Origin of the sequence: Bacillus sp. LJBV19 (assembly GCF_017797845.1) — a bacterium.
Taxonomy (GTDB): Bacteria; Bacillota; Bacilli; order Bacillales; family Bacillaceae; genus Bacillus; species Bacillus velezensis.
On record NZ_CP072563.1, the window covers coordinates 95,765 to 108,060 of the forward strand.

Below are 12,296 nucleotides of genomic sequence, written 5' to 3' on the forward strand. Positions count from 1 at the left end.
TATGCTTACTGTTATCTAGTTTTGAGAGAACACTCTCAATGGTTTGGTGGCGATAGCGAAGAGGTCACACCCGTTCCCATGCCGAACACGGAAGTTAAGCTCTTCAGCGCCGATGGTAGTCGGGGGTTTCCCCCTGTGAGAGTAGGACGCCGCCAAGCCATTACACGTAAGTGTAATATATGGAGGATTAGCTCAGCTGGGAGAGCATCTGCCTTACAAGCAGAGGGTCGGCGGTTCGAGCCCGTCATCCTCCACCATATTTGCCGGCCTAGCTCAATTGGTAGAGCAACTGACTTGTAATCAGTAGGTTGGGGGTTCAAGTCCTCTGGCCGGCACCATTTTTGGACAAGATAATAACATAAGTCTTTTAAAAAGAGCCATTAGCTCAGTTGGTAGAGCATCTGACTTTTAATCAGAGGGTCGAAGGTTCGAGTCCTTCATGGCTCACCATGTTACGCGGGTGTGGCGGAATTGGCAGACGCGCTAGACTTAGGATCTAGTGTCTTATGACGTGGGGGTTCAAGTCCCTTCACCCGCATTATACAGGATAACTATCCTGTATGCGGAAGTAGTTCAGTGGTAGAACACCACCTTGCCAAGGTGGGGGTCGCGGGTTCGAATCCCGTCTTCCGCTCCAACTATACCATCCACGCCGGGGTGGTGGAATTGGCAGACACACAGGACTTAAAATCCTGCGGTAGGTGACTACCGTGCCGGTTCAAGTCCGGCCCTCGGCATTCATTATTATGCGCCCGTAGCTCAATTGGATAGAGCGTTTGACTACGGATCAAAAGGTTAGGGGTTCGACTCCTCTCGGGCGCGCCATAATATTTTTAAAAATCGGGAAGTAGCTCAGCTTGGTAGAGCACATGGTTTGGGACCATGGGGTCGCAGGTTCGAATCCTGTCTTCCCGACCACTTCGGGGCCTTAGCTCAGCTGGGAGAGCGCCTGCTTTGCACGCAGGAGGTCAGCGGTTCGATCCCGCTAGGCTCCACCATTTATAAAAAAACATGTTGACTTTAAGAGGAACTTATTATATACTTAAAAAGTTGCTTGAGAAAGTGAACAAAATGATCTTTGAAAACTAAACAAGACAAAACGTACCTGTTAATTCAAAGTTTTAAATAAATCGCACAGCGATGTGCGTAGTCAGTCAAACTACTTTATCGGAGAGTTTGATCCTGGCTCAGGACGAACGCTGGCGGCGTGCCTAATACATGCAAGTCGAGCGGACAGATGGGAGCTTGCTCCCTGATGTTAGCGGCGGACGGGTGAGTAACACGTGGGTAACCTGCCTGTAAGACTGGGATAACTCCGGGAAACCGGGGCTAATACCGGATGGTTGTTTGAACCGCATGGTTCAGACATAAAAGGTGGCTTCGGCTACCACTTACAGATGGACCCGCGGCGCATTAGCTAGTTGGTGAGGTAACGGCTCACCAAGGCAACGATGCGTAGCCGACCTGAGAGGGTGATCGGCCACACTGGGACTGAGACACGGCCCAGACTCCTACGGGAGGCAGCAGTAGGGAATCTTCCGCAATGGACGAAAGTCTGACGGAGCAACGCCGCGTGAGTGATGAAGGTTTTCGGATCGTAAAGCTCTGTTGTTAGGGAAGAACAAGTGCCGTTCAAATAGGGCGGCACCTTGACGGTACCTAACCAGAAAGCCACGGCTAACTACGTGCCAGCAGCCGCGGTAATACGTAGGTGGCAAGCGTTGTCCGGAATTATTGGGCGTAAAGGGCTCGCAGGCGGTTTCTTAAGTCTGATGTGAAAGCCCCCGGCTCAACCGGGGAGGGTCATTGGAAACTGGGGAACTTGAGTGCAGAAGAGGAGAGTGGAATTCCACGTGTAGCGGTGAAATGCGTAGAGATGTGGAGGAACACCAGTGGCGAAGGCGACTCTCTGGTCTGCAACTGACGCTGAGGAGCGAAAGCGTGGGGAGCGAACAGGATTAGATACCCTGGTAGTCCACGCCGTAAACGATGAGTGCTAAGTGTTAGGGGGTTTCCGCCCCTTAGTGCTGCGCTAACGCATTAAGCACTCCGCCTGGGGAGTACGGTCGCAAGACTGAAACTCAAAGGAATTGACGGGGGCCCGCACAAGCGGTGGAGCATGTGGTTTAATTCGAAGCAACGCGAAGAACCTTACCAGGTCTTGACATCCTCTGACAATCCTAGAGATAGGACGTCCCCTTCGGGGGCAGAGTGACAGGTGGTGCATGGTTGTCGTCAGCTCGTGTCGTGAGATGTTGGGTTAAGTCCCGCAACGAGCGCAACCCTTGATCTTAGTTGCCAGCATTCAGTTGGGCACTCTAAGGTGACTGCCGGTGACAAACCGGAGGAAGGTGGGGATGACGTCAAATCATCATGCCCCTTATGACCTGGGCTACACACGTGCTACAATGGACAGAACAAAGGGCGCGAAACCGCGAGGTTAAGCCAATCCCACAAATCTGTTCTCAGTTCGGATCGCAGTCTGCAACTCGACTGCGTGAAGCTGGAATCGCTAGTAATCGCGGATCAGCATGCCGCGGTGAATACGTTCCCGGGCCTTGTACACACCGCCCGTCACACCACGAGAGTTTGTAACACCCGAAGTCGGTGAGGTAACCTTTTAGGAGCCAGCCGCCGAAGGTGGGACAGATGATTGGGGTGAAGTCGTAACAAGGTAGCCGTATCGGAAGGTGCGGCTGGATCACCTCCTTTCTAAGGATTTTAACGGAATATAAGACCTTGGGTCTTATAAACAGAACGTTCCCTGTCTTGTTTAGTTTTGAAGGATCATTCCTTCGAAACATAGGAACACCTGCTAAATGCGCCACTTCCTGTGGCAACGCATGTGTTAGCATGTCCTATGCGTTGTTCTTTGAAAACTAGATAACAGAAGTAATTCACATTCAATTAGTAATACAAGATATCACGTAGTGATTCTTTTTAACGGTTAAGTTAGAAAGGGCGCACGGTGGATGCCTTGGCACTAGGAGCCGATGAAGGACGGGACGAACACCGATATGCTTCGGGGAGCTGTAAGCAAGCTTTGATCCGGAGATTTCCGAATGGGGAAACCCACCACTCGTAATGGAGTGGTATCCATATCTGAATACATAGGATATGAGAAGGCAGACCCGGGGAACTGAAACATCTAAGTACCCGGAGGAAGAGAAAGCAAATGCGATTCCCTGAGTAGCGGCGAGCGAAACGGGACCAGCCCAAACCAAGAGGCTTGCCTCTTGGGGTTGTAGGACACTCTGTACGGAGTTACAAAGGAACGAGGTAGATGAAGAGGTCTGGAAAGGCCCGCCATAGGAGGTAACAGCCCTGTAGTCAAAACTTCGTTCTCTCCTGAGTGGATCCTGAGTACGGCGGAACACGTGAAATTCCGTCGGAATCCGGGAGGACCATCTCCCAAGGCTAAATACTCCCTAGTGACCGATAGTGAACCAGTACCGTGAGGGAAAGGTGAAAAGCACCCCGGAAGGGGAGTGAAAGAGATCCTGAAACCGTGTGCCTACAAGTAGTCAGAGCCCGTTAACGGGTGATGGCGTGCCTTTTGTAGAATGAACCGGCGAGTTACGATCCCGTGCAAGGTTAAGCAGAAGATGCGGAGCCGCAGCGAAAGCGAGTCTGAATAGGGCGAATTGAGTACGTGGTCGTAGACCCGAAACCAGGTGATCTACCCATGTCCAGGGTGAAGTTCAGGTAACACTGAATGGAGGCCCGAACCCACGCACGTTGAAAAGTGCGGGGATGAGGTGTGGGTAGGGGTGAAATGCCAATCGAACCTGGAGATAGCTGGTTCTCTCCGAAATAGCTTTAGGGCTAGCCTCAAGGTAAGAGTCTCGGAGGTAGAGCACTGATTGGACTAGGGGCCCCTACCGGGTTACCGAATTCAGTCAAACTCCGAATGCCGATGACTTATCCTTGGGAGTCAGACTGCGAGTGATAAGATCCGTAGTCGAAAGGGAAACAGCCCAGACCGCCAGCTAAGGTCCCAAAGTATACGTTAAGTGGAAAAGGATGTGGAGTTGCTTAGACAACCAGGATGTTGGCTTAGAAGCAGCCACCATTTAAAGAGTGCGTAATAGCTCACTGGTCGAGTGACTCTGCGCCGAAAATGTACCGGGGCTAAACGTATCACCGAAGCTGCGGACTGTTCTTCGAACAGTGGTAGGAGAGCGTTCTAAGGGCTGTGAAGCAAGACCGGAAGGACTTGTGGAGCGCTTAGAAGTGAGAATGCCGGTATGAGTAGCGAAAGAGGGGTGAGAATCCCCTCCACCGAATGCCTAAGGTTTCCTGAGGAAGGCTCGTCCGCTCAGGGTTAGTCGGGACCTAAGCCGAGGCCGAAAGGCGTAGGCGATGGATAACAGGTTGATATTCCTGTACCACCTCCTCACCATTTGAGCAATGGGGGACGCAGGAGGATAGGGTAAGCGCGGTATTGGATATCCGCGTCCAAGCAGTTAGGCTGGGAAATAGGCAAATCCGTTTCCCGTGAAGGCTGAGCTGTGATGGCGAGCGAATTATAGTAGCGAAGTTCCTGATTCCACACTGCCAAGAAAAGCCTCTAGCGAGGTGAGAGGTGCCCGTACCGCAAACCGACACAGGTAGGCGAGGAGAGAATCCTAAGGTGATCGAGAGAACTCTCGTTAAGGAACTCGGCAAAATGACCCCGTAACTTCGGGAGAAGGGGTGCTCTGTTAGGGTGCAAGCCCGAGAGAGCCGCAGTGAATAGGCCCAGGCGACTGTTTAGCAAAAACACAGGTCTCTGCGAAGCCGTAAGGCGAAGTATAGGGGCTGACGCCTGCCCGGTGCTGGAAGGTTAAGAGGAGCGCTTAGCGTAAGCGAAGGTGCGAATTGAAGCCCCAGTAAACGGCGGCCGTAACTATAACGGTCCTAAGGTAGCGAAATTCCTTGTCGGGTAAGTTCCGACCCGCACGAAAGGCGCAACGATCTGGGCACTGTCTCAACGAGAGACTCGGTGAAATTATAGTACCTGTGAAGATGCAGGTTACCCGCGACAGGACGGAAAGACCCCGTGGAGCTTTACTGCAGCCTGATATTGAATGTTGGTACAGCTTGTACAGGATAGGTAGGAGCCTTGGAAACCGGAGCGCCAGCTTCGGTGGAGGCATCGGTGGGATACTACCCTGGCTGTATTGACCTTCTAACCCGCCGCCCTTATCGGGCGGGGAGACAGTGTCAGGTGGGCAGTTTGACTGGGGCGGTCGCCTCCTAAAAGGTAACGGAGGCGCCCAAAGGTTCCCTCAGAATGGTTGGAAATCATTCGCAGAGTGTAAAGGCACAAGGGAGCTTGACTGCGAGACCTACAAGTCGAGCAGGGACGAAAGTCGGGCTTAGTGATCCGGTGGTTCCGCATGGAAGGGCCATCGCTCAACGGATAAAAGCTACCCCGGGGATAACAGGCTTATCTCCCCAAGAGTCCACATCGACGGGGAGGTTTGGCACCTCGATGTCGGCTCATCGCATCCTGGGGCTGTAGTCGGTCCCAAGGGTTGGGCTGTTCGCCCATTAAAGCGGTACGCGAGCTGGGTTCAGAACGTCGTGAGACAGTTCGGTCCCTATCCGTCGCGGGCGCAGGAAATTTGAGAGGAGCTGTCCTTAGTACGAGAGGACCGGGATGGACGCACCGCTGGTGTACCAGTTGTTCTGCCAAGGGCATCGCTGGGTAGCTATGTGCGGACGGGATAAGTGCTGAAAGCATCTAAGCATGAAGCCCCCCTCAAGATGAGATTTCCCATTCCGCAAGGAAGTAAGATCCCTGAAAGATGATCAGGTTGATAGGTCTGAGGTGGAAGTGTGGCGACACATGGAGCTGACAGATACTAATCGATCGAGGACTTAACCAATTTGAATGTATGCTTACTGTTATCTAGTTTTGAGAGAACACTCTCAATGGTTTGGTGGCGATAGCGAAGAGGTCACACCCGTTCCCATGCCGAACACGGAAGTTAAGCTCTTCAGCGCCGATGGTAGTCGGGGGTTTCCCCCTGTGAGAGTAGGACGCCGCCAAGCTATCATTACGGTAAAGGCAGCTCATCATGAGCTGCCTTTTTTGTGTTTTTCTGCATACGTTATATAATATGAGAAACGTAACGATATGCCTTTTTGCAAAAGCAGGTTTTATGCCTGTGCAAAGTGGAAATAATAGAGATAGAGCGATACAGTTGAAAAATTTTGCGAAACACCTTATAGTAAGATTAAAGTCAAATATAGTCAAAGTCAATAAAGGAGGGGGTTGAGTGGGACATAATATTTCTGACATCATTGAACAGTACTTGAAACAAGTATTAGATCAAAATGGCAAAGAAATTTTAGAGATCAAACGCAGTGAAATCGCTGATAAATTTCAATGTGTTCCTTCCCAAATAAATTATGTCATCAACACCAGGTTTACAAGTGAAAGAGGATATATTGTTGAAAGTAAACGGGGAGGCGGCGGTTATATTCGTATTATCAAAATTAAAATGAATAACGAAGTCGTCCTCATCAACAATATTATTTCGCAGATTCATACCCACTTGTCCCAGGCAGCCTCTGATGACATTATTCTCAGACTGTTAGAGGACGGAGTTATTTCGGAAAGAGAAGCTAAAATGATGGTGAGTGTAATGGATCGTTCAGTTCTATATATTGATTTGCCCGAACGGGATGAACTAAGAGCCAGAATGATGAAAGCAATGCTCACATCTTTAAAACTAAAGTAAGCGGGTGAAAAGATTGATTTGTCAAGAATGCAATGAGAGACCGGCCACTTTTCACTTTACGAAAGTTGTTAATGGAGAAAAACAAGAAGTTCATATTTGTGAACAATGTGCAAAAGAAAATAGCGATTCATACAGTATAAGTGGAAACCAAGGGTTCTCGATTCATAATTTATTATCAGGGCTGCTGAATATGGAGTCTTCATTTCAAAACACCGGTTCTCAAATGTTCGGCTACTCAGAGCAAGGGACAGCTTGTAAGAAATGCGGTATGACGTTTCAGCAGCTGAGAAAAACAGGGCGTTTCGGCTGTGCGGAATGTTACGATACGTTCTACAGCCAAATTACGCCGATCTTGCGAAAAGTTCACAGCGGGAATACGGTGCATGCCGGGAAAATTCCAAAACGAATAGGCGGAAACCTGCATGTAAGACGGCAAATGGAAATGTTAAAAAAAGAACTTGAATCTTTAATACACCACGAAGAGTTTGAAAGGGCAGCGGAGGTCAGGGATCAGATCCGATCGTTAGAGCAGGAATTAAAAAGTACAGACAGTGAGGGGGAACAAGGGTAATGTCGCTCAAGCATTTTATTCAGGACGCACTAAGCAATTGGATGAAGCAAAAGGGACCTGAAAGTGACATTGTACTCAGCAGCCGTATACGGTTGGCCCGAAACTTTGAAAATATAAAGTTTCCTGCTAGGTATACGAATGAAGAAGCCTCATCCATCATTCAGCAATTCGAAGATCATTTTTCAGGAAAAGAACTGCCTGATATCGGTCAATTTCATTTAATCAGAATGAGTGAAGCTCAGCCTTTGGAAAAACGGGTGCTGATGGAGAAACATCTCATCAGCCCGAATTTAACGGAATCTCCTTTTGGCGGCTGTCTGCTTTCTGAAAATGAAGAAGTCAGCATTATGTTAAATGAAGAAGATCATATCAGAATTCAATGCCTCTTCCCCGGCTTCCAGCTTCTCAACGCCATAAAAGCGGCAAACCAGGTTGATGACTGGATTGAGGAGAAAGTGGATTACGCCTTTGGAGAGAAGAGAGGGTACTTAACAAGCTGTCCTACAAATGTAGGGACGGGACTAAGGGCTTCAGTCATGATGCATTTGCCGGGCCTTGTATTAACTAGGCAAATGAATCGAATTATACCGGCAATTAACCAATTAGGCTTAGTTGTTAGAGGAATTTACGGTGAAGGCAGCGAAGCATTAGGAAATATCTTTCAAATTTCAAATCAAATCACACTCGGAAAATCAGAACAGGACATTGTAGATGATTTAAACAGTGTGGCTGCCCAGCTGATTGAGCAGGAACGTTCAGCCCGAGAAGCGCTTTACCAAACCTCGAAAATTGAATTGGAGGACCGGGTATTCAGATCTTACGGCGTTTTATCCAACTGCCGTATGATTGAATCAAAGGAAACGGCGAAATGCCTTTCTGACGTTCGGCTGGGGATAGACCTGGGAATCATCAAAGGGCTATCAAGCAATATACTTAATGAACTGATGATTTTGACACAGCCGGGTTTTCTCCAGCAATATTCGGGCGGTGCATTACGGCCGAACGAAAGAGACGCGAGAAGAGCGGCTCTTATCAGGGAAAGGCTGCATTTAGAAATGAGTGCAAATAGACAGGAGGATGATTCGATATGATGTTTGGAAGGTTTACAGAGCGAGCTCAAAAGGTATTGGCACTGGCACAGGAAGAAGCACTGCGCTTAGGCCATAACAATATTGGAACTGAACATATCTTATTAGGTCTGGTTCGTGAAGGAGAAGGGATTGCGGCTAAAGCACTCCAAGCACTCGGACTCGGTTCGGATAAAATTCAGAAAGAAGTGGAGAGCTTAATCGGACGGGGACAGGAAATGTCTCAAACGATTCATTATACGCCAAGAGCAAAAAAAGTCATTGAGCTCAGCATGGATGAAGCCAGAAAGCTAGGACATTCTTATGTGGGAACAGAACACATACTTCTCGGACTGATTCGTGAAGGAGAAGGCGTGGCCGCGAGAGTTCTGAATAATCTCGGTGTCAGCTTGAATAAGGCGAGACAGCAAGTGCTGCAGCTTCTGGGAAGCAATGAGACGGGATCTTCTGCATCCGGTACGAACAGCAATGCAAACACGCCGACGCTGGACAGTCTGGCGCGTGATTTAACTGCGATTGCGAAGGAAGACAGTCTTGATCCGGTTATCGGCCGAAGCAAAGAAATTCAGCGTGTTATTGAGGTATTAAGCCGCAGAACGAAGAATAATCCCGTTCTTATCGGAGAACCGGGTGTAGGTAAAACTGCGATTGCTGAAGGCCTCGCACAGCAGATCATCAATAATGAAGTGCCGGAAATTTTACGTGATAAACGCGTAATGACATTAGACATGGGTACGGTTGTAGCCGGTACGAAATACCGCGGAGAATTTGAAGACCGCTTGAAAAAAGTAATGGATGAAATACGTCAGGCCGGCAATATTATTTTATTCATTGACGAACTGCATACACTGATCGGAGCGGGGGGAGCAGAAGGTGCGATTGACGCATCGAATATCTTAAAACCTTCACTGGCCCGCGGAGAGCTTCAATGCATCGGTGCGACAACGCTTGATGAATACCGTAAATATATCGAAAAAGACGCGGCTCTGGAGCGCCGTTTCCAGCCGATTCAGGTGGATCAGCCGTCAGCCGATGAAAGCATTCAAATTTTAAAAGGGCTCCGTGACCGCTATGAAGCGCATCACCGCGTATCAATTACCGATGAAGCGATTGAAGCGGCGGTAAAATTGTCCGACCGTTATATTTCTGACCGCTTCCTTCCGGATAAAGCGATCGATTTAATTGATGAAGCCGGTTCAAAAGTGCGTCTCCGTTCTTTCACAACGCCTCCGAACTTAAAAGAGCTTGAGCAGAAACTCGATGAAGTTCGCAAGGAAAAAGACGCTGCCGTTCAGAGCCAGGAGTTTGAAAAAGCGGCTTCCCTTCGTGATACGGAGCAGCGTCTGAGAGAACAGGTGGAAGACACGAAAAAAACGTGGAAAGAAAAACAAGGCCAGGAGAACTCCGAAGTTTCTGTAGAGGATATCGCGATGGTTGTATCCAGCTGGACCGGGGTGCCCGTATCTAAAATTGCCCAAACGGAGACAGATAAGCTTCTCAATATGGAAAGCATTCTGCACTCCCGCGTCATCGGCCAGGATGAAGCTGTTGTAGCCGTTGCAAAGGCTGTCAGACGTGCAAGAGCCGGTCTGAAGGACCCGAAACGCCCGATTGGTTCATTCATCTTCTTAGGCCCTACAGGCGTTGGGAAGACAGAGCTGGCACGAGCGCTGGCGGAATCCATTTTCGGTGATGAGGAAGCGATGATCAGAGTGGATATGTCCGAATACATGGAGAAACACTCGACTTCACGTCTTGTCGGTTCTCCTCCGGGATATGTCGGCTATGATGAAGGCGGCCAGCTGACAGAAAAAGTAAGAAGAAAACCATACTCTGTCGTATTGCTTGATGAAATTGAAAAAGCGCACCCTGATGTGTTTAACATTCTCCTGCAAGTGCTTGAAGACGGACGCTTGACTGATTCAAAAGGACGCACTGTGGATTTCCGCAACACGATCCTGATTATGACGTCAAACGTCGGAGCGAGCGAGCTGAAACGCAACAAATATGTGGGCTTCAATGTGCAGGATGAATCACAAAACCATAAAGACATGAAAGACAAAGTCATGGGAGAGCTGAAGCGTGCCTTCAGACCTGAGTTTATCAACCGGATTGACGAAATTATCGTCTTCCACTCCCTTGAGAAAAAACATCTTACAGACATCGTGTCGCTTATGTCTGATCAGTTAACAAAACGTCTGAAAGAACAAGATCTCTCTATCGAGCTGACGGATGCTGCAAAAGCAAAAGTGGCAGAAGAGGGCGTCGATTTGGAATACGGCGCACGTCCGTTAAGAAGAGCGATTCAAAAGCATGTGGAGGACCGGTTATCAGAAGAACTCCTCAGAGGCAATATTGATAAAGGCCAGCACATTGTTCTTGATGTTGAGGACGGCGAATTTGTCGTAAAAACAACTGCTAAAACGAACTAATATAGTGACAAACATGAGGCATACGTAAGCGAGTGTATGCCTCACTTTGTTATATAGAGAAATATTCGATAAGGAAGAGGTCTTACAACATATATGGCTAAATCAAAAACAAAATTCATCTGCCACTCATGCGGTTATGAATCCGCAAAGTGGATGGGAAAGTGCCCGGGCTGCGGGGCTTGGAATACAATGGTGGAAGAAACCATAAAAAAAGCGCCGGCGAATCGGCGGGCGGCTTTCTCCCACTCCGTTCAAACCGTCCAGAAACCATCACCCATTACATCAATTGAAACATCGGAAGAACCCCGCGTTCACACAAAGCTCGAAGAATTCAACAGAGTGCTTGGCGGCGGCGTTGTGAAGGGCTCGTTAGTATTAATCGGCGGCGATCCCGGCATCGGAAAATCAACGCTCCTTCTCCAAGTATCCGCACAATTAGCAGATACGGCCGGCAGCGTGCTTTACATTTCAGGGGAAGAATCCGTGAAGCAAACGAAGCTGCGTGCCGACAGACTTGGAATCAACAGCCAAATGTTACATGTTTTATCTGAAACCGATATGGAGTATATTTCGTCTGCTATACAAGAGATGAAACCCGCATTTGTTGTCGTAGACTCCATTCAGACCGTGTACCAAAGTGATATCACCTCAGCTCCCGGCAGTGTATCACAAGTAAGAGAGTGTACGGCCGAATTGATGAAAATCGCGAAAACAAACGGCATACCTATTTTTATCGTCGGACACGTCACAAAAGAAGGATCGATCGCAGGGCCGAGATTGCTTGAGCACATGGTCGATACCGTTCTATACTTTGAAGGAGAGCGGCACCATACATTCCGTATTTTGCGGGCCGTAAAAAACCGTTTCGGCTCCACAAATGAAATGGGCATCTTTGAAATGCGGGAAGAGGGGCTTACGGAGGTGCTGAACCCTTCTGAAATATTCTTGGAAGAGCGTTCTGCCGGGGCATCAGGTTCGAGTATCGTTGCGTCAATGGAAGGAACGAGACCGATCCTGGTTGAAATTCAGGCGCTCATATCACCGACCAGTTTTGGAAACCCGCGCCGCATGGCTACAGGCATTGACCACAACAGGGTGTCGTTAATTATGGCTGTGCTTGAGAAGCGGGTGGGTCTTTTGCTTCAAAATCAAGATGCGTATTTAAAGGTCGCCGGCGGGGTCAAACTGGATGAACCGGCGATTGATTTGGCAGTAGCCGTCAGCATTGCCTCAAGCTTCAGAGATACACCGCCGAATCCCGCAGATTGCTTTATCGGTGAAGTGGGTCTGACAGGAGAAGTCCGCAGGGTGTCAAGAATCGAACAGCGCGTAAAAGAAGCGGCGAAACTCGGCTTCAAGCGCATGATCATACCTGAGGCGAATGCAGACGGGTGGACAATACCAAAAGGGATTGAGGTTGTCGGAGTAGCAAATGTTGCAGAAGCGCTTCGTACTTCATTAGGAGGATCATAAT

5 protein-coding genes, 9 tRNA genes and 4 rRNA genes are annotated in these 12,296 nt (G+C 48.9%); all 18 read left to right on the forward strand.

Going from position 1 to position 12,296, the window contains the following annotated elements:
- Nucleotides 1-42 precede the first annotated feature (42 nt).
- The 18 genes from rrf (J6600_RS00500) to radA all read left to right on the forward strand — a co-directional run bounded on the left by rrf (J6600_RS00500) (nucleotide 43) and on the right by radA (nucleotide 12,295).
- Nucleotides 43-158, forward strand: a 5S ribosomal RNA gene (gene rrf / locus J6600_RS00500).
- Between the two features lie 23 nt (nucleotides 159-181).
- Nucleotides 182-257, forward strand: a tRNA-Val gene (locus J6600_RS00505).
- Between the two features lie 5 nt (nucleotides 258-262).
- A tRNA-Thr gene (locus J6600_RS00510) sits at nucleotides 263-338 on the forward strand.
- 36 nt (nucleotides 339-374) lie between these two features.
- A tRNA-Lys gene (locus J6600_RS00515) sits at nucleotides 375-450 on the forward strand.
- A 6-nt stretch (nucleotides 451-456) separates the two neighbouring features.
- Nucleotides 457-538 (forward strand) — tRNA-Leu (locus tag J6600_RS00520).
- 24 nt (nucleotides 539-562) lie between these two features.
- Nucleotides 563-637, forward strand: a tRNA-Gly gene (locus J6600_RS00525).
- Between the two features lie 14 nt (nucleotides 638-651).
- Nucleotides 652-737, forward strand: a tRNA-Leu gene (locus J6600_RS00530).
- 11 nt (nucleotides 738-748) lie between these two features.
- Nucleotides 749-825, forward strand: a tRNA-Arg gene (locus tag J6600_RS00535).
- A 16-nt stretch (nucleotides 826-841) separates the two neighbouring features.
- Nucleotides 842-918 (forward strand) — tRNA-Pro (locus J6600_RS00540).
- Between the two features lie 4 nt (nucleotides 919-922).
- Nucleotides 923-998, forward strand: a tRNA-Ala gene (locus J6600_RS00545).
- Nucleotides 999-1,164: 166 nt separating this feature from the next.
- Nucleotides 1,165-2,712: ribosomal RNA gene (locus J6600_RS00550) — 16S ribosomal RNA — on the forward strand.
- Nucleotides 2,713-2,945: 233 nt separating this feature from the next.
- Nucleotides 2,946-5,873: ribosomal RNA gene (locus tag J6600_RS00555) — 23S ribosomal RNA — on the forward strand.
- Nucleotides 5,874-5,923: 50 nt separating this feature from the next.
- Nucleotides 5,924-6,039 (forward strand): 5S ribosomal RNA (gene rrf, locus J6600_RS00560).
- Together the 16S, 23S and 5S rRNA genes with 9 tRNA genes alongside form the textbook arrangement of a ribosomal RNA operon.
- Before the next feature lie 227 nt (nucleotides 6,040-6,266).
- Nucleotides 6,267-6,731, forward strand: coding sequence for a transcriptional regulator CtsR (ctsR, locus tag J6600_RS00565; RefSeq protein ID WP_003156396.1), 465 nt, complete (start codon nucleotides 6,267-6,269; stop codon nucleotides 6,729-6,731).
- A 13-nt stretch (nucleotides 6,732-6,744) separates the two neighbouring features.
- Complete coding sequence (gene mcsA, locus J6600_RS00570) at nucleotides 6,745-7,302, forward strand: protein-arginine kinase activator protein McsA (RefSeq protein WP_003156397.1); 558 nt, start codon at nucleotides 6,745-6,747, stop codon at nucleotides 7,300-7,302.
- The gene (gene mcsB, locus J6600_RS00575) at nucleotides 7,302-8,393 is read left to right on the forward strand and encodes a protein-arginine kinase McsB (protein WP_003156398.1); all 1,092 of its coding nucleotides are present in this window, start codon (nucleotides 7,302-7,304) and stop codon (nucleotides 8,391-8,393) included. Before mcsA ends, mcsB begins: the two co-directional genes overlap by 1 nt.
- Entirely contained in the window at nucleotides 8,390-10,822 is a 2,433-nt protein-coding gene (gene clpC / locus J6600_RS00580) for an ATP-dependent protease ATP-binding subunit ClpC (RefSeq protein ID WP_007410388.1), read from the forward strand. Before mcsB ends, clpC begins: the two co-directional genes overlap by 4 nt.
- A 93-nt stretch (nucleotides 10,823-10,915) precedes the next feature.
- A complete protein-coding gene (radA, locus tag J6600_RS00585; protein ID WP_014416742.1) occupies nucleotides 10,916-12,295 on the forward strand; it encodes a DNA repair protein RadA in 1,380 nt (459 codons plus the stop codon).
- The last annotated feature ends 1 nt before the right edge of the window (nucleotide 12,296 follow it).

Bases quoted from the DNA above. Each gene is read 5' to 3' on its own strand.
- mcsB (WP_003156398.1), top strand. From the start codon at position 7,302: ATGTCGCTCAAGCATTTTATTCAGGACGCACTAAGCAATTGGATGAAG.
- radA (WP_014416742.1), top strand. From the start codon at position 10,916: ATGGCTAAATCAAAAACAAAATTCATCTGCCACTCATGCGGTTATGAA.
- clpC (WP_007410388.1), top strand. From the start codon at position 8,390: ATGATGTTTGGAAGGTTTACAGAGCGAGCTCAAAAGGTATTGGCACTG.